The 20579-nt window shown below is 56.5% G+C and carries 23 protein-coding genes; 18 read left to right on the top strand and 5 right to left on the bottom strand.

What is annotated here, in order from left to right:
• Positions 1-145: 145 nt before the first annotated feature.
• The 16 genes from GSUB_RS05440 (at position 146) to GSUB_RS05510 (ending at position 16627) form a co-directional block, all read left to right on the top strand.
• On the top strand, positions 146-2209 hold the full coding sequence (locus GSUB_RS05440) for a type VI secretion system Vgr family protein (RefSeq protein WP_040199608.1): 2064 nt from the start codon (positions 146-148) through the stop codon (positions 2207-2209).
• A 22-nt stretch (positions 2210-2231) separates the two neighbouring features.
• On the top strand, positions 2232-2666 hold the full coding sequence (locus GSUB_RS05445; RefSeq protein WP_040199610.1) for a hypothetical protein: 435 nt from the start codon (positions 2232-2234) through the stop codon (positions 2664-2666).
• A 37-nt stretch (positions 2667-2703) separates the two neighbouring features.
• Entirely contained in the window at positions 2704-3237 is a 534-nt protein-coding gene (locus GSUB_RS05450; protein WP_040199612.1) for a DUF4150 domain-containing protein, read from the top strand.
• A complete protein-coding gene (locus GSUB_RS05455) occupies positions 3234-6275 on the top strand; it encodes a toxin VasX (RefSeq protein ID WP_040199614.1) in 3042 nt (1013 codons plus the stop codon). The genes GSUB_RS05450 and GSUB_RS05455 overlap by 4 nt, the downstream gene beginning before the upstream one ends.
• On the top strand, positions 6275-7030 hold the full coding sequence (locus tag GSUB_RS05460) for a hypothetical protein (RefSeq protein WP_040199616.1): 756 nt from the start codon (positions 6275-6277) through the stop codon (positions 7028-7030). Before GSUB_RS05455 ends, GSUB_RS05460 begins: the two co-directional genes overlap by 1 nt.
• Before the next feature lie 34 nt (positions 7031-7064).
• A complete protein-coding gene (locus tag GSUB_RS05465) occupies positions 7065-7733 on the top strand; it encodes an REP-associated tyrosine transposase (RefSeq protein WP_040199618.1) in 669 nt (222 codons plus the stop codon).
• A gap of 177 nt (positions 7734-7910) precedes the next feature.
• Positions 7911-8666 carry a hypothetical protein gene (locus GSUB_RS19365; RefSeq protein ID WP_052464593.1) on the top strand — a complete coding sequence of 252 codons (756 nt, stop codon included), beginning with the start codon at positions 7911-7913 and terminating at the stop codon, positions 8664-8666.
• 7 nt (positions 8667-8673) lie between these two features.
• Positions 8674-9729, top strand: coding sequence for a DUF2169 family type VI secretion system accessory protein (locus GSUB_RS05475; RefSeq protein ID WP_040199619.1), 1056 nt, complete (start codon positions 8674-8676; stop codon positions 9727-9729).
• Entirely contained in the window at positions 9726-10823 is a 1098-nt protein-coding gene (locus GSUB_RS05480; RefSeq protein WP_040199621.1) for a beta-ketoacyl synthase N-terminal-like domain-containing protein, read from the top strand. Before GSUB_RS05475 ends, GSUB_RS05480 begins: the two co-directional genes overlap by 4 nt.
• Before the next feature lie 56 nt (positions 10824-10879).
• Complete coding sequence (locus GSUB_RS05485; protein ID WP_084211774.1) at positions 10880-11740, top strand: DNA ligase; 861 nt, start codon at positions 10880-10882, stop codon at positions 11738-11740.
• A gap of 152 nt (positions 11741-11892) precedes the next feature.
• Positions 11893-13134 (top strand): hypothetical protein, encoded by a 1242-nt coding sequence (locus GSUB_RS05490; protein ID WP_040199623.1) that lies wholly within the window; start codon positions 11893-11895, stop codon positions 13132-13134.
• 192 nt (positions 13135-13326) lie between these two features.
• Positions 13327-14151, top strand: coding sequence for an exodeoxyribonuclease III (gene xthA / locus GSUB_RS05495; protein ID WP_040199624.1), 825 nt, complete (start codon positions 13327-13329; stop codon positions 14149-14151).
• Between the two features lie 146 nt (positions 14152-14297).
• Positions 14298-14471, top strand: coding sequence for a hypothetical protein (locus GSUB_RS19370; protein WP_158414045.1), 174 nt, complete (start codon positions 14298-14300; stop codon positions 14469-14471).
• 170 nt (positions 14472-14641) lie between these two features.
• Entirely contained in the window at positions 14642-15250 is a 609-nt protein-coding gene (locus GSUB_RS05500) for a zinc ribbon-containing protein (RefSeq protein ID WP_158414046.1), read from the top strand.
• A 281-nt stretch (positions 15251-15531) separates the two neighbouring features.
• Positions 15532-16029 carry a ferritin family protein gene (locus GSUB_RS05505; protein ID WP_040199628.1) on the top strand — a complete coding sequence of 166 codons (498 nt, stop codon included), beginning with the start codon at positions 15532-15534 and terminating at the stop codon, positions 16027-16029.
• A 157-nt stretch (positions 16030-16186) separates the two neighbouring features.
• Positions 16187-16627 (top strand): SseB family protein, encoded by a 441-nt coding sequence (locus GSUB_RS05510; protein WP_040199630.1) that lies wholly within the window; start codon positions 16187-16189, stop codon positions 16625-16627.
• 70 nt (positions 16628-16697) lie between these two features.
• On the opposite strand, the gene GSUB_RS05515 is transcribed toward GSUB_RS05510, so the two are convergent.
• The 3 genes from GSUB_RS05515 to GSUB_RS19730 are packed head-to-tail and all read right to left on the bottom strand — an operon-like array spanning position 16698 to position 18351.
• On the bottom strand, positions 16698-17081 hold the full coding sequence (locus GSUB_RS05515; protein WP_040199631.1) for a pyridoxamine 5'-phosphate oxidase family protein: 384 nt from the start codon (positions 17079-17081) through the stop codon (positions 16698-16700).
• A gap of 18 nt (positions 17082-17099) precedes the next feature.
• Positions 17100-18002, bottom strand: coding sequence for a DUF3014 domain-containing protein (locus tag GSUB_RS17915; RefSeq protein ID WP_052464595.1), 903 nt, complete (start codon positions 18000-18002; stop codon positions 17100-17102).
• 55 nt (positions 18003-18057) lie between these two features.
• Entirely contained in the window at positions 18058-18351 is a 294-nt protein-coding gene (locus GSUB_RS19730) for a hypothetical protein (protein ID WP_235269961.1), read from the bottom strand.
• Between GSUB_RS19730 and GSUB_RS05530 the strand changes: the two genes are divergently transcribed.
• Together GSUB_RS05530 and GSUB_RS05540 are read left to right on the top strand one after the other, a co-directional pair.
• Positions 18279-18515 (top strand): DUF3793 family protein, encoded by a 237-nt coding sequence (locus GSUB_RS05530; protein ID WP_040199634.1) that lies wholly within the window; start codon positions 18279-18281, stop codon positions 18513-18515. The genes GSUB_RS19730 and GSUB_RS05530 overlap by 73 nt on opposite strands.
• 210 nt (positions 18516-18725) lie before the next feature.
• The gene (locus GSUB_RS05540) at positions 18726-18998 is read left to right on the top strand and encodes a cytochrome c3 family protein (protein ID WP_040199638.1); all 273 of its coding nucleotides are present in this window, start codon (positions 18726-18728) and stop codon (positions 18996-18998) included.
• Positions 18999-19093: 95 nt separating this feature from the next.
• On the opposite strand, the gene GSUB_RS05545 is transcribed toward GSUB_RS05540, so the two are convergent.
• Positions 19094-20047 (bottom strand): TAXI family TRAP transporter solute-binding subunit, encoded by a 954-nt coding sequence (locus tag GSUB_RS05545; RefSeq protein ID WP_052464596.1) that lies wholly within the window; start codon positions 20045-20047, stop codon positions 19094-19096.
• A 53-nt stretch (positions 20048-20100) separates the two neighbouring features.
• Positions 20101-20553 carry a universal stress protein gene (locus tag GSUB_RS05550; RefSeq protein ID WP_040199645.1) on the bottom strand — a complete coding sequence of 151 codons (453 nt, stop codon included), beginning with the start codon at positions 20551-20553 and terminating at the stop codon, positions 20101-20103.
• Positions 20554-20579 lie beyond the last annotated feature (26 nt).

Below are 20579 nucleotides of genomic sequence, written 5' to 3' on the forward strand. Positions count from 1 at the left end.
CACGGATTCGCAGCTCCCATGACAAGGGCCACTTTACGCCATCCCTGGCCGTTTGATTGGCGCCATCCCTGGCGCCAAACACCCTTGTCATGACAGCTGCGAACCCGTGCTGAACAGTTGCACATGATGATTCAAAGGGGGGAACATGTCATTCATTTCTGCGGCTTGGGACGCCTCGTCTCACAGGGCTGATGCCCAGCAGTATTTCTTCCGTGTTCAAGGCGTGCCGGATGGGACCCTGGCGGTGAAGGATTTCAGCGGGAGCGACCACGGGTTGTCGCAGGATTACTGTTTTACCATCAACCTGTTCTCTGAAAGCTTCCTGGATGTGGGGCTTGCCGTCGGGCGCAAGGGTACGCTCGAGATGGCATGGGAAGGGCGGATGCTTCCACTTCATGGGGTCGTCAGTGAAATCTCCTATGTGGGGGAGGCCGTCGGCGGCCACGCGTATGTTGTGCGGCTCAACTCTGTTCTTCACCCCCTTAAATTGAGGCGTGACAACCGGGTTTTTCTCAACACCACCGCGCCGCAGATCATCGAGGAGATCCTGCAGGGAGCCGGCTTCAGCGAGACCGACTACGAACTGGAGCTTGACGGCGACTATCCCTTCCGCGAATTCGTGGTGCAGTACGATGAGAGCGATTGGGATTTTCTCCTGCGCATCTGCGCTCATGTGGGCATCTTCTTTCGATTCTCCCAGAACGGGGAGGGGGTACGGATCGTCTTTCACGACCGTGTTGACGATCTGCCGGCCTGCGCCTGCGGCGAACTGCTCTATGAAGTTCAGAGTGGCACTCGCCGCGGCCGCGAGACGGTATTTGCCCTGCGTGAGCGCTCCAACCTGCTGAGCGCGCAGGTCGAACTCAAGGATTACAACGATCAGACCCCCGAAGCGCATTTGTCGGCCCATGCCTCATCGTCTGGCGGCAATGGGCGTGACTACCGCTACGGAGAACATTTTCTCGACCTCGAGCAGGGGCAGCAGCTGGCCCGGATGCGCGGTCAACTGCTGGACTGGCAGCGCCGCACCCTGGTTGCCGAGACGGACTGCCGGGCCCTGGCGCCGGGAGAAATTCTGTCCATAACCGGTCACTCGGATGAAGGACTCAACGGAGATTATCTTATCGTCGAGCTCGAACATGATGGCGATCAAAGTGCCGGTTTCGCTTTTGGGGACAGCGGCAAAGGCATGAGCTACCGCAACAGGCTGCTGCTGACTCGCGCTGGAACGCCCTATCGGCCTCCCTTGCCCGCCGCGCGTCCGATGCACGGCCTATTGACGGCGCGCATCGAGACGACTGGCGGTGAATATGCCTATCTCGACGAACAGGGGCGCTACCGCCTGCGCACCGATTTCGATCTCAGCGAGACAGCCCCCGGCGAGGCCAGTCACCCGGTGCGCATGGTGCAGCCCTACGCCGGCAGGGACTACGGTTTCCATTTCCCTTTGCATGCCGGCACCGAGGTGGTGATTTCCTGTGTCAACGGTGATCTGGACCGGCCGGTGATTCTTGGTGCCCTGCCCAACCCCGATACGCCTACGCCGGTAACCAGCGCAAACCGCACGCAGAACATCCTGCGCACCTGGGGCGGCAATGAGCTGCTTATGGACGATCGCGCCGGCAGGGAAAAAACCGAACTCTTCACCCGCGAGCGAAAGAACATCCTGAGCCTTGACGCCGACTGCGACGGGCATCGCGTGCGACTGGCCAGCGAAGAGGGCGAGATGGAGGTCTATGCTGCCAAAACGATGCTGCTCGAATCGGGCGACAGCCAGTTCGTCGAGGTGGGCAAAGATCAGATCGTCACCGTGGAAAACGCTCAGCGCCTGATGACCCGCACAGGCGAGATCGAGCAGCAGGCGGCCACCGATATCCGCATGAAGGCCGGAGAAAACATCCTCATGCAGAGCGACCGGCAGGATATCGAAATGCGCAGCGGCCGCGACCTTGTCGCCGAAGTCGGACGCAACCTGTCTATGGAGGTGCGAAGCGAAGATTTCGATCTCCAGGTCACTCAGGGGAAAATCAGCATCAACGCGGCCCGCGCCATCACAGTGACGGGGCAGGGAGGTGGTGCCATCCGCATTGGCCAGAGCGGCGGAGGCATTGAGATCACCGCCGGCGGGGATGTGATCATCAGCGGCGGCAGCGTCGAGGTCAACGCCGGCATGATAAGCCTTAAGGGCGGCAAAATCGGCAGCAATTGATGAGAGCCAAGGATCACAAACGATGACAAATACGGTGGTAAGGTTTCGTGAAAGCAGGGTTGAAGCGGAAGATATCTGTTCTGTCGCTACAGTGGTTGAGGCAGAACAGGGGCAGGCGCTCTCGGTGATGCTTGCCGATGGGCAGGTTCTGGATGTCCATGGGCACCTGAGCGAAGTGTCTGTGCTTAACGCCAGGGATCAGGTGCTTGTCCAGCGCACCGCTGTGGGTCTTGTGGTAACGGGTCGCCTGCGTGCCGACGGAGAATCCGCCTGTCCGCTGGTGCAGGAACGCAATGGTCGCTTCATCCTCGATGCGGCTGCAGGGATCTGCCTGCAGGCGGGCGACGCCCGCATCGAACTGACGCCCGATGGTCGAATCCATGTTGATGGCAGGGAAATCTACAATATTGCTTCGGGCCGGGTCCGCCTTCAGGGAACGACTGTGGAGATTAATTGATATTGCAGGATCGAATGGATAATCCGGAGGGGGAACGATGAGCAACGTCCTGATCAACGGCCGCACGGCCGTGCATGCCGGCAGCGGCGGCATCCTGACTACTGTCGATGTGTGCCGCACCAAGATCGGTAAGCCGATCGTCAACATTGCCTACACCAATATCGCGCGCAGCGCCGATGCCGCGCAAACTGCCGCCACGGTGCTCATCAACGGCCATCCCGTCTGTCATCAGAAAAGCATCTTCGCCGTGAGTACGGGCGATGAGCCCGGCGACCGCCTGGGCGTGGTGTCCAACACCATCAAGGGCAAGGCTGAATTCATCACCGCCTCATCCAACGTGTTCATCGAAGGCGTGCCCGCCGTGCGCCAGGGGGACATGATGATCTCCAACAACGGCAATACGGCGCCCATGCCGCTGATGCAGCCCGGTGCCGCGCCGCCCGCCGGACTTGATCTCGGCGCTATGGAAGAAGCTCAGAGCAGCGAGTGGCCGCGGCGTATTGATTACGGCCTGTTGGGTGGGCAGACGCCGCTCATCAAGGGCGGTCCCTGCGGGGAGCAGAACGCATGAGCCGTCAACATCGCCGCCTGGCGCGTTACATCGACGGCGAGGGCGACGAAGCCCAGCGTTACCGCGAACTGGTCATCGACACTCTCGATGAGGCCACGCAACGGCTCACCCTGGTCATGCGCGATCTGGCGTTCAACAACTCTTCGCCCGAAGAGCGCGAATATATCGTGCTGCCTTTAGCAGCCTCGGTGCCCACGGTTCCCGCTGACGCCCCGCGTCCCTCCTGCATCGAAGAGTATCCCAACTTCGTCATCCCCATCCTGCCCAAGCGCTACGCGACTCCCGAGCCCGACCCGGCCCAGGCGCAAGAGCTGCGTACTGGCTGGCTCTACGTCTACCGCAACGGCCATCTGTGGCGCGAACTCGAAGTCATGGAGCACGGTCACACCCGCGACGTCAACCTGCGCCGTCATCAGGGCAAAGACGAGCGCCCGGCAAGCGGCGAAGTCGACAGCCGCGTTCTCATCCCCTACAAGATGGGCAGCATTCATCAACAGATCGAAATTGCCTATTCCGAAGTGCAGTGGAGTTGGGCGCGCATCAACGCCCTGGGCGGCATGGACCCCGACCCCAAGGAGGAACCGCGCCTGCGTCCCGACACCCCCAAACCGCAAGTTGGCAAGGAACAGGCCGCCGCCAATCGCCGCGCGCGCATGCAGGACTTTACCGCCGAACTCAAACGCCACATCCGGGGCGAGGACACGGAAAACATCCAGAGTGTGGAGAACTGCACGGCAGAAATCTACTCGCTGCACCTGCATCGATTCAGCAAGCTGCCGGTGGTGTATCTGCATGATCCCTTGGGGGTGGCCATGGATCTGGCCGATCAGCACGAAGCCGCCTGGGCTGATATGGAGAGTTTCATCGAGGCTCTACGCGTCGGGCTTCCTCCGGAAAAGTTGGCCCTTGAAGTGCAGCGCGGCGACATCTTCGGCGAAGCGGAGCAGACCCTGCGCCAGCAGGTTGCCGCGCAGTTCCAAGTTGCCGTCCTGATGCAGCAGATCGGTTTTGCTTCCGAGGAAAACCGCAAAAAGTACGGCCGGCATCTTAGCAGGGAATGTCTCGACGTGCTGCTCGGGGCAGGGGAGCGCAGGCAATTGCGCCAGGTTATCATGAACACCAGAGAGGGTTTGGTGTCTTTTCTGGAAAGCCGCGCCTATCAAACGGCCCTGGGCGATTATCTCGACAACACCCCCGAGCGCCGACTCAACGGCAAGGGAGTGGTTCTTTATGCTGCGCGTTTTCTGGAACTGTCGGCGAATTTTCTCGACGCCCGGCTTGATCCGCCGGACACCCATACGGCCGCCGAGCGGCAGACCTCGCAGGCGGCCCAGGCCTACATGAACAGGCTCAAGACTGCCGGCAACTCCGCGGGGCTGCTGCTGGCGGAAAACGTGGAGATCCGCACCGAGTCCACCTCTCGTCCCGCCGCCAGACCGCGCACGGTAGCCCTGCTGCAAGACGATGCAACGCCGCAGAGCCTGCGACTCAAAACCATCCTGGAGGATCAAGGCGTTGATCTCGCCACCCGGGCTGGAGCGATCGGCACCGCTTTGATCGAAGCTTTTTCCAGCATCACGGCCGATCTGAAAACGCTGGAGTGGGTCTCAGAACGCGTCAACACCCTCAAAGTGCCTGGATTCGGTGAATACACCGTGATTGACGTCTCGCTGCCCGAACCGAAAATCCCCGAAGGTTATCACCCCGTCGAGGGGGAAACCACCAGCCTGGCCCGCCCGGCAGTCACCTACAAAGCGGCGCTGGCCCTCGGTGCCCGGACCGCCACAGCCGATGGCATGATGTCAGTGGTGCAAAAAAACCGGATCGCCATTTTCCCCGCCACCCTCGAGGTGACGGAAGTGACCGCGCGTCAACTCGTGCGCAAGGATCTCAAACCCCTTCCGGCCAGGCTTGCGGCCCGTTATCACGACTCGATCCCCCGCGCCGTCGCCGTCGCGCCCTTTTTCGTCGCCCTCGACCTGCTCAACCTGCGCACCGTCCTGCACCAGATCGCTGCCGGTGAGATCAAAGGTCTGGGCGACGCAGGTCTTCGGGGGCTTCAGTTGATCTCGGCGATGAGTGGCGTTGCGCAGGGGATGGCGGAGACGGGGAATTTGTGGTTGCGGGTTGGGAAAATGGAGACAAGTCGAAGTTTAGCTAAAATTTCTCTTCGCGGTCGTGTTGTCGGCAATGTGGCTATGGGGTTCTTCAATATTTTTGATGGCTTAAAAACTCGTCGCGAAAACGACAATGATGCAGCGGCGGTCAAATTCATTGCCGCCGGGGCTTTTTTCGGGCTTGCTGCTGCCACTACTTGGGCTTGGGCAATTCCCCTGACCCTAGTCGCTGTAGCCGGGACCCTCGCGGGCACCTGGCTGGAGGACGACCCTTTGGAGCGTTTTGCCAAAAATGGGCCGCTGCACTTGCACCACAAAAGGGATGCCACGCCCTGGGAGAAAATCCGTGCCCTTGCTCAAGCGCCTTCGGTAGAAGCAAGCTTCAGCGCCGAGTGGTCGCAGTGGACGGAAATCGAGCGGCTCTTTCTGGACGAATACCTTCTCGGTTTTGGGGTTGAAACTAGCGCGCGCGGACCACACAGTAGATCTTTCCCGTCAGTGTACGTGGATACCCTTTCAGCCATCTGCTCCTTTCAACGGTTCGTGCCCATGCTGAGTCAGACAGAGATCTTCTGCCATTACTATCCCGGAGGCGATTTTTCTTTAGAACCGACCGTCATCCACCCGACTGTCGAGGATTTCCGCACGGAAAAGGATACACAGATGATTTCCAGCATCGGTGTTACATTTCCCATACCGCAGGAACACCTGCGAAATCAGAGCCCGTACTGGAGCGCGATTATCTTCTGCCGCATTAAGTCCCAAACTGACCGTGAGAATTGCCGGCCCCCCCTCGGCGGGGACGGCAGCCCCCGTTATTTCGCCATACGCCACCACGGCAACGGCATGATGCGGAAAACCGCCCGACGCATCGGGACGATGCAAGAGTTGGCCAGACCTGAATTCTGGAGAACAACCTGATGACCTTTATCGATTTCATTCATAAATACATGAGTGTCCTTGACCGTATCCGCAGCACCAAGGAGTGGCTGCCGGTTGATTTTCAAGGTGAGCCCCATATTGTCACACCAAGGTATGCCAAAAGCAATGAGGTGGAGCAATTGGATGAGAAATGTTTTCGGATAAATACCACCGAGACGGCCTGGGGCGGTGTCATGTGGGCCGGTATTGGGTTGTTCGGCTTAATTGCTGGGGTCCTGCCATCCGGATGGGGGCTTTTAAACGAGTTTGGCATCGTGGGATCTTACAATAATGATCCCCTTTGGCTTTCCATATTCTTCATTATATTCATCGCATCTTTTACCTTCCTCCCCCTCCCCGCCATCCTGCTGTCCTTCGTCTATCCCTTCAAACGCCCCAAGGAGCGTTTGCTGATCTGGGATCGAGAAAACGGCACCGTGACCCTGCCGCCGCGCTTCTGGGGCGAGCATGAAGTGGTCCCTTTCAATGAGCTCAAGGTCAAGAAAATTCGCAATCTCGGCTCATTCGTGCAATTTCACGTTCTTGCCGCTTTTCGTCCCAGCGACGGCCAGCCCATCGAGTTCGGTCTGTTGGGCGACAATGAGAAAGACTGGGCTTTCTTCTGCTGGTACATGGACAAAACTCGCCCGCTGCCGCCCGGTGAAGTGTTCGACCCTTACCGCGAGCGCGATGAGGAGCGGCGCCGCACATTTTTACAAACTCTGCCCCCGGCAAACATCCAACAAGCAGGTTGAAAAGGGGACAGGCTACTTTTCGCTAAGGTGAACCATGCCAAGAACTTCCAGAGGTTTAGCCGACGGCTACTGCTACCATATCCTCAATCGCGGCAATGGTCGGCAGCAGGTTTTTCATAAAGATCAGGACTATCTCGCGTTCATCAACCTGCTGAGTGAGGCCATTGAGCGCTATCCGATCACTCTCTTTGCCTACTGCCTGATGCCCAACCATTTTCATCTGTTGGTTCGTGCGGAAATGGGGGAAGAACTGAGTCGTTGCATGCAGTGGTTGATGACCAGCCATGTCCGTCGCTATCACCGGCATTACGGCGGTAGTGGCCACGTTTGGCAAGGGCGCTACAAGAGCTTTATTGTGCAGCAGGACAGTTATCTGGTCACTGCGGCGCGCTATATTGAAGCCAATCCGCTGCGTGCCGGTATGGTGGACAAAGCACAAAACTGGCCCTGGTCTTCCTACTGCGAAAGCAGCGGGGAAAAGGAAAGGCAGATAACAGCTCCGATACCGACTCCCTATAATTTGAATTGGGCTGAATTTGTAAATCAACCCTTGACGCAAGGGCAACAAAACAAATGGCAAAAAAGCATGGAGCGGCAGTCGCCGTTTGGAGAAGAAGACTGGCAAAAGAGGGTGTGCGGGCAGTTCGGTCTTGAATCAACTCTCAGGCCTATAGGGCGGCCAAGGAAGATACAGGAAAAGTAGCCTGTCCCCTTTTCCTTTCCAAGCCGTCCGCGAGGATTGCCGGCCCGCTCTCGGCGAGGGCGGTGGCATTCGCTATCTGGCCATACGCCACCACGGCAACGGCGCGATTCGGAAAACCACACGGCGCATCGGGACGATGCAAGAGCTGACCAGCCCTGAATTCTGGAGAACAACCTGATGACCTTTATCGATTTCATCCACAAATACATGAGTGTCGTTGATCGTATCCGCAGCACCAAGGAGTGGTTGTCAGTCAAATATCAGGGCGGCGATGTGACAGTTCTCAACCGTACCAGCGTCCACTGGCCTGATACCCCACAACTGGACGACAAGAAATATGTTTACAACAAAACGACGCGGGATGTTGATGGTGTCCTTTGGGCCGGCATTGGGTTGTTCGGCTTAATTGCTGAAGTTCTGCCTTCTGGATGGTTTTTGATCAATTTGCTTGGCATAGCAGGCCCAAGTATCAACATGCCATCATGGATGTATTGGCAGGTTATAATTTTTATTTTTTTTGTCACTTTCTTTCCCATCCCCGCCATCCTCCTGTCCTTCGTCTATCCCTTCAAACGCCTCAAGGAGCGCTTGCTGATCTGGGATCGGGAAAACGGCAGCGTCACGGTGCCGCCGCGCTTCTGGGGCGAGCCTGAGGTGGTCCCTTTCAAGGATCTCAAGGTCAAGAAAATCCGCAATATCGGCTCTTTCGTTCAATTTTATGTTCTTGCCGCCTTTCGCCCCAGCGACGGTCAGCCAATTGAATTCGGCTTGTTACACGACAACGCTAAGGATTGGGCATTTTTCTGCTGGTACATGGACAAAACCCGTCCCTTGCCGCCCGGTGAAGTGTTCGACCCTTACCGCGAACGCGATGAGGAGCGGCGCCGCACATTTTTACAAACTCCGCCCCCGGCAAACATCCAACAAGGTTAGACGGCTCATGTATCAACTCGACAACCGCAGCGTCTGGTCCGCCGGGCTCTATCCCGGTTGGGGCCGGGCAGGGGAGCGACAGTTTACCCTCGTCATCAAGGCGGGATTCTGTTTTGATTGCCATGGGCATCTCTCCCCCCTCCCACAGCCTGACATCGAGGAAGCTGATCGCTATCGCGGCGGACCAGGGACCTCAAGTCTGGCCGGGGCCTGCGAAACCGTTCCCTTCAAACAGGGCGCCGAACTGCTGCTGTACGGGACGGCACAGCCGCCGGGAGCCGGGCGCACGGTGGGCGAAGTCGAAATCAGCCTGCGACGAGGCGATGATGCCCCCTGGTCGAAAACCCTGCGCGTTTTCGGCCGTCGCAGCTGGGCAACCCGGCTGCTGATGACCGTGCCCGGCGATCCCGAACCCCTTGAGGCGGTGCCGCTCATCTACGAAAACGCTTACGGCGGAAGCGACCCGGCCGACCCCGAAAAGATCTTTCCTGCTAATCCCGTGGGACGCGGCTTCAGCGACAAAGGACGACGCCTCAAGGGCGTGGATCTGCCGCAGATCGAAATCGGACCGCTTTTCATCACCAGCCCCGCGGCGCGTCCCGCGCCGGCCGGGTTCGGCCCCCTGGCGCCGCTCTGGGAGCCGCGCGTCAGAGCTTTTTCCGTCATCGACGAAGATGCGGCCCAGCACGGCGGCTGCCCCTGGGGTAAGGAGGTTGCGGCGGATTTATTCAACGCCGCCCCTCTGGACCAGCGCTTTTCACAACCCGTTCAAGGTGATGAGTGCATCAGGCTGCGCGGCCTTGTGGCCGAAGCGCCCCAGGGTGTCACGCTGCATGTGCCGAAACTACGCCCCGCCGTCCTGCTGAACCGGAACGCAGTGATGCAGAACCTTGAGGTATGCTGCGACACCCTGGTCATTGAGGCCGACCGGCAGGAGATGCACCTGGTGTTTCGTGCCGCGCTGCCCTGGGATGTTAAAAATCCCGAAAACGGTTGGGTGGTGGTGCGTGAGTCCCGGCCGCAGGAAGAACAACCAAAGATACACAAGCAGGCCAAGACATGATGAGGCTCGAGGATAGCGGGACTTCTCCGAAGAAAAACGCGGCTGGTGAGGTGGCTCTGGTCATCAGCGGCCAGGGTGTGTGCTGCCCGTCCGGCGATGTGCCTTCTGCCCTGCTGGGCGCGGTCGCCACGCATATCTCGGCGGCCGCAGCCGATGAGCGTTTTTCATTGCCGATTCCAGGCGCCGAAGAGGGCGCAGCCGTTTTGACCGCGCCCGTGGCGCAATTGCAAGAACTCAAAGATCCTCCTCTGCGCATGGCGATGCTGGCTCAAACGGCTCTGGAGCAGGCACTAGCTGCCCTGGCCGATGATTTTACCTGGGACGAGCTGCTGATTCTAACCCTGGTGCCCGATACAAGGACGCCGCGGGGACTTCCGCCTCACGCTCTCAATCAACTGCGTCGGGATCTGAGCGAATTGCGTCCCGGGCTTGACCGCGCGGCGTTTCGCTTTGCGTCTTGTGAAGAAGGGGCGGTTGTGCACCTGCAGGCGGCGTGCGCTGAGCTGCGAGAGGGAAAGCGGCGGGCACTGCTGTTCGGCGGTGTCGATTCTTTGGTCGATCTGGTGACTTGTACCCTGCTGGCTCGCGACGGACGCATCGCCACCACGCACAACAGTGAGGGGCGGGTCCCGGGGGAGGGGGCGGCCTACGTGCTGCTGCAACCTGAATCGGCGGCCACTGCCCTGGCGCATCTTGCCGGTATCGGCTGCGCCGTTGAGCCTAATGCCGGGGAAGCCGACGCCAAGCGCATGAGCGGCCTTTCAGCAGCCGTGACATCCTCTCTGGAGGCGCGCAGTCTTTCGCCCGCGGCTATGGATTGCGTGATCGCACCCCATGACGGCAGTTTGAGCGGCGCGCTTGAATGGCATCACACGGTGGAGCGTTTGTTCCCGCGTCGGGAAGCCGCGCCGCGAAATTTTGAAGAACTCCTGCCCTGTCGCAGCTTCGGTGATTTGGGCGCGGCCGCTCTGCCTCTGGCCCTGGTGCTGGGCAGCGCCCGCTTTGAGTTCTCGCACTCATCAGTCAAGCACGTCATGGTCTGTGAAACCGGTGATTGTCCGCAGCGTGGCGCCGTGCTGCTGGTGTCTTTTTAGCTCGAGCCAAAAAGGGAAAACTGACGGTTTGCGCTTTTTTACAGCGGCGATATGAAATGATTAGACAAAAATCGGCATATCCATTCCTGATGATCGGCCTGCTGCTGTTTTTTCTGGAGGCGGCTCCCTCTTTTGCGTCCTCTGCAGGGGGACAGATGCTGCCGCGCACTTATACGGAGCAGGTCGATGTGACGGGCTGGCTGATGAGCGAGAAGCTCGATGGCGTGCGCGGGAGATGGGACGGCCGTCGCCTCTGGTCGAAAAACGGTCATCTCTTTCATCCGCCGGAGGAATTTATTCGCGGACTGCCGGATTTCCCGCTTGATGGAGAGATCTGGGGTGGGCGCGGCACCTTCGGTGAGACGGCGGCCGTGGTGCAGCGAAGCCGGGATGACGAGGGCTGGCTGCAGTTGAAATTTGCAGTTTTTGATGTGCCTGAAGCGGGAACTGATTTTTTCCAGCGCATTGCCAGAGCTGAAAAATGGTTTGCAGCTCATCCGTCTGATTATGCGTTTGTTCTTTCCCAAAAGATCGTGCAAAACCGCGATCATTTACAGGAGGAGCTGCGCCGGGTGGAAGGTCTCGGCGGCGAAGGGTTGATGGTTCGCCGGCCTGACGCCTTTTATCGTGTGGGACGCAGCGCCGGGATACTCAAGGTCAAAAGTTTTCAGGACGCTGAGGCAGCTGTGGTTGCGCACATCCCCGGCAGCGGCCGAAACCGTGGACGACTCGGATCTCTGCGGGTGGAATTGGACAACGGAATTCAGTTCAGGATCGGGAGCGGATTCAGTGATGCACAGCGTGAAAACCCGCCGCCGATCGGTGCGGTGGTCACCTTCAAGCATTATGGATTCTATCCTTCGGGAATCCCTAAATTCCCTTCTTTTCTTCGCGTTCGCAAAGACCAGGATCTTTAAATGGCACAAAAAGCAGAAATTCAAAAAGGCGGGGCTCTATTTCCCTGGCGGGGTCGTCACTCCCATGACAAGGGTGTTTGGCGCCAGGGATGGCGCCAATCAAACGGCCAGGGAGGGCGAAAAGTGTCCCTTGTCGTGGGAGTGATGACCCCATGCTGAACGGTTGCAAAGAGGGATTTGTCCCCTGGGCTCAAACCCACTGGGATTCGGCGGTGGCATTGTTTCGGCAGCGCCGTGCGTTGATTATCTCCGCGGAAGTGGACGCCGATATCGTGGCGCGCAATGAATATCTGCTGCGCATGCATCTGCATGTGCTTGCGCGCTGCGATTGGAGTGCGCCGCAGGGCCGGAAACCGGAGCAGGTCTTCGTCATGCTGGCGCGTCACTTGAGTTCGCCGCAGGCTGAGGTGCGATGCAAAGGTTATGCGCAGGCCCGCGAGATGATGATTGAGGGAGGTGAGTCGGGGGAGGGAGCCTTTGCCGCCCTAGTGCTCTTTCCCGAGGCCGATGCAACAACCAAAATGCTCGATCTCTATCACGAGCACCCAAAGCTGCGCCCGCAGCTCTTTACCCTTTGGCGTGAACAGGGGCGGGCTGTTCCCAGGGCACTTCTCAACCGGGCCGAATTGCAGGGGTGCGACGAGGCGCTGCAGGAGGCGGCCCTGGCCTATGCCGTAAGTCGCCCGGAGATCGGCGTCGGTCTGTTTCGGCCTTACTATGCTCATCTGCAAAGCGCTGTCGCGCCGTGTTGTTCCGGGCGATTGACCGCGCTGGCCCTGTGGGGCGCCCTGGTGCGCGGCGAGACGGGGAGCGCCGAGGTGTTGCGCCGGGCGGTGGAACGTGAGGATGATGCCGAGATTCGCTTTGGGCTGCTGCGTCTTGCGGCCTTGAGCGCGGATGCGCAGATGCTGCCGGTTCTGCGGCGTCTGTTGGAGGAGAACCCTGCGCAGGGAGCGCGCCTGCTGGCTCTGCACGGCAGCGTTGAGGCGATTGAGACCCTGCTCGAGGCACTGTCACAGGCTGCGACCATGAACGCCGCCGCGCGTGCCTGGATGTGGGTCAGAGGTAAACCTCTGCCGCAAAAGCCGCGATTGCAGATGATAGGCCAGGACGACGGACAGGGAGTAATGCCTGACTCTGAAGGCGCTCGTGCCTGGTGGTCTCAACAACGCTCTGCATTGCCGCCGGAGGGGCGGATGCTCTACGGAGCGCCGCTGAGCGTGCCTCGGCTGCATGCGCTGGCGCAGAGCAGAGCCGGGGAGTCGGGGCGCGACCTCCTGGATCTACTTGCTCTCAAGCTGGGGCGCCCTTTGGGAATTTCTCCTCATGTCGAACAGGCGAAGCGGCGTTCTCTTTTACAGGCAATTCCCGCAAATCCTTACGCTCAAGGTTAGATCCCCCATGGACCAATCTCGATAATCGCAGCGACTGGTCCGCCGGACGCCACCCTGGCTGAAGTGCAGAACAAGGCTCCGTTCATCCCCTTTCTTTGAGCCAAAGTCGATTTTTCTGGCCCTTGGCGCCTGCATTTTTTATCCTCAAAACATCAACCACTTTTTGAACACCTGACACAGTAACGAGGTGCCATGAAGTTTGTTTCGTTCAATGTCAACGGCCTGCGCTCGCGGCTGCATCAGCTTGAGGCGGTGGTGGAGAAACACCGCCCCGATGTGATCGGGATTCAGGAAACCAAGGTGGCCGACGCTGATTTCCCGCTGGCGGCCGTGGAGAAGCTGGGCTACCAGGCGGCCTATCACGGGCAGAAGACCCATTACGGGGTGGCGCTTTTGTCCCTCAGTCCTCCGACCGAGGTGCGCTGCGGCTTTCCTGACGATAGTGATGAGGCGCAGAAAAGGCTGATCAGTGCAACCTTTGAAATCCCGTCCGGGGAAAAGATCGAGGTGATCAACGGCTACTTCCCCCAGGGGGAAAATCGCGACCATCCGGTCAAATTTCCGGGAAAGCGGAAGTTTTATGCCGACCTGCGGGCCTATCTCGCCGCACGCTCCGATAAAGAGAACCACTTTGTGGTGATGGGTGACTTCAACGTGGCGCCGGTCGATGAGGATATCGGTATCGGCGAGGAGAATGCCAGGCGGTGGCTGCGTACCGGCAAAACCTGTTTTCTGCCGGAGGAGCGCGAGTGGTTCGCTGACCTGATAGCGCTTGGGCTCAAGGACAGTTACCGGGAACTTTGCCCGCAGGTCAATGACCGTTTCAGCTGGTTCGACTACCGCAGCCGCGGTTTCGAGCGGGAGCCGCGGCGTGGACTGCGCATCGACCACATCCTGTTGTCACCAAAGCTGATGGCGCGCTGCCGTGAGGCCGGCATTGATTATGAAATCCGGTCGATGACGAAACCTTCCGACCATTGTCCCGTGTGGGCGGTGGTGGACGATGCCCCGGCCTGAGACAGTTTTAGTGCCGGCATGCATGCCTATGTGACTAAACCGGTTAAAATTGCCGACCTTGATCGCGTTTTGCGCGATACCCTGGCGGGCGAAAAGTAAATCGTGGTGTGGTCGTGCACCCCCTTCAAACAAAAAAGGATTCGTAGATGGAGCTTATTCTGTTCTGGGCTGTTTTTGCAGTGGCCGCTGGGGTTCTGGCTAAAGGAAAGAACCGTCGTGTTGTGCCCTGGGCAATACTCGGGTTGTTTATCGGACCCTTTGCCGTGCTGGTTGTCGCCTTGGTCAAGACTGCTCCCGGAGAGGATCAGGGTTACCAGTAGGGGGCAGGTTTTGGCCTTTTTGGGTGAAATTCAACTGCGTCAAAGTCTCTTTGGCTTGTGAAAGGGGCCCGTTTAAGCGTATACTTCAACGGAAACGGGGTTTTGCCCTGATGGGCATGTTTTTTACAGAAGGGATGGAGGATACGATGACGGAGTCGAAGAAGAGTCGCATGCCACGCCGAAAAAAAGAGCCGAAAGAGGCGTCGCAGGAAAAGCCGGAAACCATCGAAGTCGCGGCCGAGCCGGTCGTGGAAGCCGAAGTGGCTTCTGAGTCAACGGATTCTGCAGCGCAGACGGAATCTGCGACGGAGGCTCAGGAGTGCGAGGTTGGATTGTACGAAAAGCTGACCGCCAGGACATCCGAAATTCTCGAAGATGGCCGTAAAACCTTGGACGAGGCATTAAAAAAAGCCAAGGACGAGATGACTCGAGCCGGAGATTTTTCAAAAGAGCAGGTGGACAGAGTCGGTGAGTTTGTGCGTCGCGACATCATTGAAAATGCCGGTAAGGCTGTTGAGGCGGTGAAGAATGCTGTTGATCCGCAGCGGTTGTCCGCTGGAATCCAGGATTTTATTGCGCGCATTCTGACCAGTACCGCTGATGCCATAGGTGGGCTGGCCGAAAAAACCGAGCAGAATCTCGAGCATAAAACCGGAGAGCCGACCAGTGCGGGGACCCTGACCTGCAAAGAATGCGGAGCTCAGATGCACCTCAAGCATGCATCGCGTATTCCACCCTGCCCCAAATGTCATAAGACAGTTTTTCGCAAAACATATTGAGACCAAAAACCCTTTCTCCGACCATGGCGGACACGTTGTCTCCCGAATATTGAATATATATTTTCTCCTTTGTTCGGGTAGTTAGCGTGCTCCGTTTTGGTCGGCCAATCAATTCTTTTCTTCTCTGACAATCCGGCAGAATGCTGAAATCCTTAAAAAAACAGAGCCAGGCACTGGAATCTTTGCGCGCTGATGGTATTAGTTAATAAGGCGCTGGGTCTGTCATTTGTGTGTTCAGGCTGGCGCCAAAGTTAAATTCTATTTAACTTGAGGAGGTTTTTATGCCGCAGGAATACAAGATGAAGGAAGCTCTCAAAACCGCCATTCACGCCAAAAAAAATCTGATGGACTTTTATAAAGAGGCCGCATCGATGACGGATCATCCCGGCGGAAAAAAGGTTTTGCTGCGCCTGGCTGATGAAGTGCGCGAAAATGCAAAGAAATTTTATGATCACTATCGGTGGGATGATCTCGATACCTTTGAAAGCCTGATCGATGCACCCACACGGCCGGATTCCGCCATGATCGTTTTCCTGCGCAAGGCACTCGACAAAAATATTCATGAACGCAAAGCCCGTGAGTTGGCCATGAAGGAGCACGAAGATCTCGAAAAGACTTTTCGTCTTGCCGCTAAAAATATGGTTGACCCCCAGGTTAAAGCTGTATTTGAAGAGGTCGCCAAGGATGCCCGCAATCACTATGCCGTCATTGAATCGGAATATGCCCACACCATGGGGATGGTGCATGAGACCGATATCGATACTTATGTTCGAGAATAATTTGAAATATTGAGCGCCAGGAGTTCAATGTCTGGCATTTTCAGGTTGGGTCAAAGAACGGATGCTGTTAAGGTTCTGGTGTCCGCCCCTGTATAGAAGCCGGAGAAGGTTTTCCCTTCTCCGGCCTCGTGACCTGAAGAAATGAAAGGCTGTGCTGATGACTGAACTTGACGACGCTCTTGAAGTTCTGCGGCAGGATACGAGAAATCCAGAAAAGCAATCTCGATTTTACGATCTGTTTCTCAATTCCGAATTTTACATCCCGACATATATCACGCCCGAAAATACCGATGAAAAAGTTGAAGAGTCTGGAGAAAATCGGCAGGGCACACCGTTGGTCATGGAGGCTGACGGCAACGATTTTCTTGTGCTTTTCAGTACCCTCGATCGTTTGAACGAATGGGCGAAATCCGAGGCAACCTACATCCAGGTGCCTGGGCATGTGATTGCTGAAAATTCGACTCATCCCCTCCATTGGGTTCTCAACCTGGGGACCGAGCATGTGAAAATTTTCGTGCCTGACGAAATTGACTGGCTGAAGGAAGCTGTGGCGCTGTGCAAGGAAGAGGCAGGTGTTGGTCAGAAACCTTCGTCCTGAACAAGGAAATGACCAGATTTTCTGTCATACGACGAGCGGGGGCTTTCTCCCCGCTCGTCGTATGTTCCAGCTACCATTGATCCCCGATCAGGGGGAGGACTTTTTCAACTTTGAAGTAGACAATGTGTTTGGGTCCTTTTTCGCGATCTTCCTCTTCAGATAAACAGCGGCGTGACATATCGGCCATCAGTTCCGGATCCTGATCTTCTCGAATTTTTTCCAGGAAAAGCCGCGCCCCTTTGTAACCTTTCCCTTTCTCGATAAAAAGATAGGACGCGTAGGGATTGCGTCCGATATTGTGATAAGTCAACCGCTCCCGCATGATGAAGGCAACGGTGTCTTCATCGATGATGCGAGGGCGGGCATAGACCGCTGAATCGACACGGCCCTCCGCGTCCGCTGTTGAAAGAATCCCGGTTCCTTCCTTCTCATCAAAATACGTACCCAAATCCATGGGATAATCTCCTTCCATTTATGGTGTTGAAGCATTTCCGGATTCATTCAAGGATGTCAACTGAGTGCGAAAAGCGCGCAGTTTGGCCTTGATCAGCCGGGAATTTTCCTTGCCGATGCGAATCATAAGTTTCTGCCCCGCAGAAAGGGCTTCAAGCTCGGGATCGGCAAAACGATATTGAACGACATGTTGTTTAACGGGTATGGGTTCATCAACCTCCGGTGCTTGAATCAGGTGGTCGATGACATCGACAAGACGATCGTTGAAATAGCGATCTGGATAGCCAAGATTCTGGTAAGCCTCCTGAAAAAGGGGATAGAAGTGAACATACCAGTCAACAGCTTTCTGCGTATCGACAGCATCAACCAGTTTGACAAAAGAACGGTAACGCCAGCTGTTTTGAGCCGTTATGTAGCGGATCTCCCCCTGGCCTTCCACTGCAAGGGATCCAGAGGCGGGCTGATAGGGTAGAAGCCGTGGTGGAACCTTTTTGTGTGGCAGCATGTCCACCGTGACAACGATGCGTTTGACGAAATTATCCAAACGGAAAAGTTCGTCCAGCTTCTGTCGTGGGAAAAACCGAGCCAGAATGCTGCGCAGGGCCCCATCGCTATTATTGAGGTCGGGTACTGAGATGTGAAGCTCATCCGGTCCGGGTGGGGAGGGATCTTCCTCGGGTTGAGATGCCTCAGGTTCGACGACCGCAACAGGTGTCGGTTTTCCCGGCGGAGGGTCAGCGGGCGATGGCACTGGTACTGGATAGCGAATATCGGAGGACTTGCTTCCAGGGTCAGGGCTGACGGGGGGTATCTCCTCAGCGGGCAAAATGGTTTCCTGGCTTCTTTTACCAAAATTCCAGGCAAAGTAGCCGCCGCCGGCAGCAATCGCAAAAATCAGGAAGATAAAAATAGATTTTTTCATGAGGCGTCAAAAAATCCCAACTTCGAAAAGGAGAGAAAGGCATATCCCCTATGATTTAGGGCACAAGATTAAGAGTAACTGGAATGTAGGTTTTGGCAAGTTTGCCCTTAGATTTCTCGCGACGGTCAGATAAAGATTTGTTTAAAATGTTCAAAAAAATTCCCAGTTCAAATAAAATGACCGTAAAAACACTTTCTTTGAAAATGGTTTTCAAGACTATTGCCACCCATGCCCTTGCTGAGATATCGTGATAATCATTTTCAAAAAGAGGCATATATGTTTGATAACAAACAGAAACAACAAGACCATGAAGCGAATCCCAGGGCAGGCTTCGTCGGATTGCATTCATTGCCGGTCACATGCCAGCGGTTATGGAAAATTTACGGGTCACCGAAACAAAGCCTCTTGCTCGCCGAGCAATTTGAAAATGCCCGTGCGCAGATGAGGTACTCTTTACTCCAAGGGATGTCACCTCAATCAATATTGAGCTGTAACAATAGATTGGCGGCATGATCTGACTCTGGAATTTAAAATTTTTCGGCCTGTTGCAACCCGACATTCAAAAACCTAAAATACTGAAAATACTTGAATGTCGATCGACATCGGGCGGCGAACGGCTCGATGTCCACTGTTTTAGTGTGTAATTCCTCTTTATAGTATACAACAGAAACCCGAACGTCGTGTTCGTTAGAAAAAAACGCGTATCTATGAAGGAGGAAAAACATGAAACGTTTGACTGCTGTGATTGCCGCTGCTGCATTCCTGGGGGCTGCCGCCCTTGCTTTCGGTGCTGATTCTTACACCTATGAAGCTAAGAATGGCAACGTTACTTTTGACCACAAAGCTCATCAAAAAGCTGCTGGCAAATGTACTGCCTGCCATGAAGGTGGTGTCGGCCCCATTGAAGTCGACAAAGACTACGGCCACAGCACCTGTAAGGACTGCCACAAAGAGATGAGCGGCCCCACCAAGTGCAACGAGTGCCACGTAAAGTAAGCTTGGCATGATTTGAGCGCATCTATTGCGCGGCAACGAAAAAAGGCGCCCTGAAAAGGACGCCTTTTTTCGTTCGCAGTGTGATTCCGGTTCGTTTAAGGAGAGTTCAACGATCTCCAGAAAGCCTCTGCGCCATCGTGCATCGGGGCTATTGAGGGCGGTGGCGGGTTTTCGAATTTAAGCGGGTGCTCAGCGTCCGTTCCGCCCTCTTCCAGCGCTTTCATGATTCCCTTTACCAATTCAGGATCAACTGATTTTCCAGCAACCCAGAGTGCCTGGTCAGCGAAGGTGGCAATTGTGCTTTCCACCCCTGGGTAGGTGCCTGCCGGGACAGTAAACAGGGAGTAGAACGGGTAGTTTTTGAAGAAGCCACTTTTTTCTGCCGCCTCAGAGAGGTCCAGTATTCGGATAGGATAGCTCTCCGCAGCTTGGGTGACAGCGGAGTTGGGAATGCCGGCCAGGACCCACATGGCGTCGACATAGCCATGACCAAGGGCGGAAATGGCATCCTGGTATCCGATGAACTCGGGTTTTATCTGGTCCCAAATGTCCAGGGCGGTAAGAAACCTCTGCGCCGTTGCGGCCGTGCCCGAGCCGATGCTGCCAACAGCAACGCGCTTGCCGATAAGATCATTGATACCTTCAATTTGGCTGTCAGGTTTTACGATAAGTTGGGCTGGTGCAAGATAAAAGGATGCCAGGGTGTACACATTGTCGTAAGTTCGCTCGTCGAACGGAAGACGACCTTCACGCCCCAGGAAGAGGTCTGCGGCATAGACGATGCCCATGTCCGCCTGACCCTTGTTGATGCGGCGCAGATTTTCGACCGATCCGCCTGTCAGGGAATAATTGAGAGTCGCCTCGGTTTGGTGGTCATTGATATGTGCCACGGCCTTTTTAGCGACCTGCTCAAATGTTCCCCCCGCAGGGCCCCCAACAAAAGTGAGTCGTTGCGGTCCCCACTGAACAGCCGATACCGTGGTGCCGGCGAATATGATTCCCACCAGCACCGCAATTCTCAGAAGGGGGTGCGAAAAGGCGATGCTCATATCTGTTTCTCCTGGCGAAGATTGATTGGATCGACAGCAACATCTGCACGGGGCTACTTTCCGTCATGACAGGGGACTGTCAATACCGGGATGGGGGACCTTCTCACCACACGTTCCGCGGTGCTGCCCATCAGGACATGCTCGATGCCCGTGCGGCCATGAGTTCCCATGACGATAAGGTCGGCATTTTGGCTGCGGGCTGTGGCCAGAATAACCTGGAAGGGCTTGCCGATCGTCGTTTCAGTCGTATAGCGAACCTCATCTCTTAGATGTTGTCGGCAGAACTGGTCCATCTCCTTGACGACGTGGACTTCGATTTCCTTCTCAAACAATTCGAAGGCCTCCGGCGGGATGCGGCCCCGCCGCTTGTCCTCAAGCTCGCCAATGACATGGAGGACATGGATGTCTGCACCTGCCAGTTGAGCGAGGGTCAAGGCGTACTCGGCCGCCGGTGCGGAGCTTTCGGAAAAATCTGTCGCGTAAAGAATCCTGCTTATTTTTTTCATCCTGATTACTCTCTTTTGGTGCCGGG

Origin of the sequence: Geoalkalibacter subterraneus (assembly GCF_000827125.1) — a bacterium.
Taxonomy (GTDB): Bacteria; Desulfobacterota; Desulfuromonadia; order Desulfuromonadales; family Geoalkalibacteraceae; genus Geoalkalibacter_A; species Geoalkalibacter_A subterraneus.

Bases quoted from the DNA above. Each gene is read 5' to 3' on its own strand.
- GSUB_RS05440 (WP_040199608.1), top strand. From the start codon at position 146: ATGTCATTCATTTCTGCGGCTTGGGACGCCTCGTCTCACAGGGCTGAT.
- GSUB_RS05445 (WP_040199610.1), top strand. From the start codon at position 2,232: ATGACAAATACGGTGGTAAGGTTTCGTGAAAGCAGGGTTGAAGCGGAA.
- GSUB_RS05450 (WP_040199612.1), top strand. From the start codon at position 2,704: ATGAGCAACGTCCTGATCAACGGCCGCACGGCCGTGCATGCCGGCAGC.
- GSUB_RS05455 (WP_040199614.1), top strand. From the start codon at position 3,234: ATGAGCCGTCAACATCGCCGCCTGGCGCGTTACATCGACGGCGAGGGC.
- GSUB_RS05460 (WP_040199616.1), top strand. From the start codon at position 6,275: ATGACCTTTATCGATTTCATTCATAAATACATGAGTGTCCTTGACCGT.
- GSUB_RS05465 (WP_040199618.1), top strand. From the start codon at position 7,065: ATGCCAAGAACTTCCAGAGGTTTAGCCGACGGCTACTGCTACCATATC.
- GSUB_RS19365 (WP_052464593.1), top strand. From the start codon at position 7,911: ATGACCTTTATCGATTTCATCCACAAATACATGAGTGTCGTTGATCGT.
- GSUB_RS05475 (WP_040199619.1), top strand. From the start codon at position 8,674: ATGTATCAACTCGACAACCGCAGCGTCTGGTCCGCCGGGCTCTATCCC.
- GSUB_RS05480 (WP_040199621.1), top strand. From the start codon at position 9,726: ATGATGAGGCTCGAGGATAGCGGGACTTCTCCGAAGAAAAACGCGGCT.
- GSUB_RS05485 (WP_084211774.1), top strand. From the start codon at position 10,880: ATGATTAGACAAAAATCGGCATATCCATTCCTGATGATCGGCCTGCTG.
- GSUB_RS05490 (WP_040199623.1), top strand. From the start codon at position 11,893: ATGCTGAACGGTTGCAAAGAGGGATTTGTCCCCTGGGCTCAAACCCAC.
- xthA (WP_040199624.1), top strand. From the start codon at position 13,327: ATGAAGTTTGTTTCGTTCAATGTCAACGGCCTGCGCTCGCGGCTGCAT.
- GSUB_RS19370 (WP_158414045.1), top strand. From the start codon at position 14,298: ATGGAGCTTATTCTGTTCTGGGCTGTTTTTGCAGTGGCCGCTGGGGTT.
- GSUB_RS05500 (WP_158414046.1), top strand. From the start codon at position 14,642: ATGCCACGCCGAAAAAAAGAGCCGAAAGAGGCGTCGCAGGAAAAGCCG.
- GSUB_RS05505 (WP_040199628.1), top strand. From the start codon at position 15,532: ATGCCGCAGGAATACAAGATGAAGGAAGCTCTCAAAACCGCCATTCAC.
- GSUB_RS05510 (WP_040199630.1), top strand. From the start codon at position 16,187: ATGACTGAACTTGACGACGCTCTTGAAGTTCTGCGGCAGGATACGAGA.
- GSUB_RS05515 (WP_040199631.1), bottom strand. From the start codon at position 17,081: ATGGATTTGGGTACGTATTTTGATGAGAAGGAAGGAACCGGGATTCTT.
- GSUB_RS17915 (WP_052464595.1), bottom strand. From the start codon at position 18,002: ATGAAAAAATCTATTTTTATCTTCCTGATTTTTGCGATTGCTGCCGGC.
- GSUB_RS05530 (WP_040199634.1), top strand. From the start codon at position 18,279: ATGTTTGATAACAAACAGAAACAACAAGACCATGAAGCGAATCCCAGG.
- GSUB_RS19730 (WP_235269961.1), bottom strand. From the start codon at position 18,351: ATGAATGCAATCCGACGAAGCCTGCCCTGGGATTCGCTTCATGGTCTT.
- GSUB_RS05540 (WP_040199638.1), top strand. From the start codon at position 18,726: ATGAAACGTTTGACTGCTGTGATTGCCGCTGCTGCATTCCTGGGGGCT.
- GSUB_RS05545 (WP_052464596.1), bottom strand. From the start codon at position 20,047: ATGAGCATCGCCTTTTCGCACCCCCTTCTGAGAATTGCGGTGCTGGTG.
- GSUB_RS05550 (WP_040199645.1), bottom strand. From the start codon at position 20,553: ATGAAAAAAATAAGCAGGATTCTTTACGCGACAGATTTTTCCGAAAGC.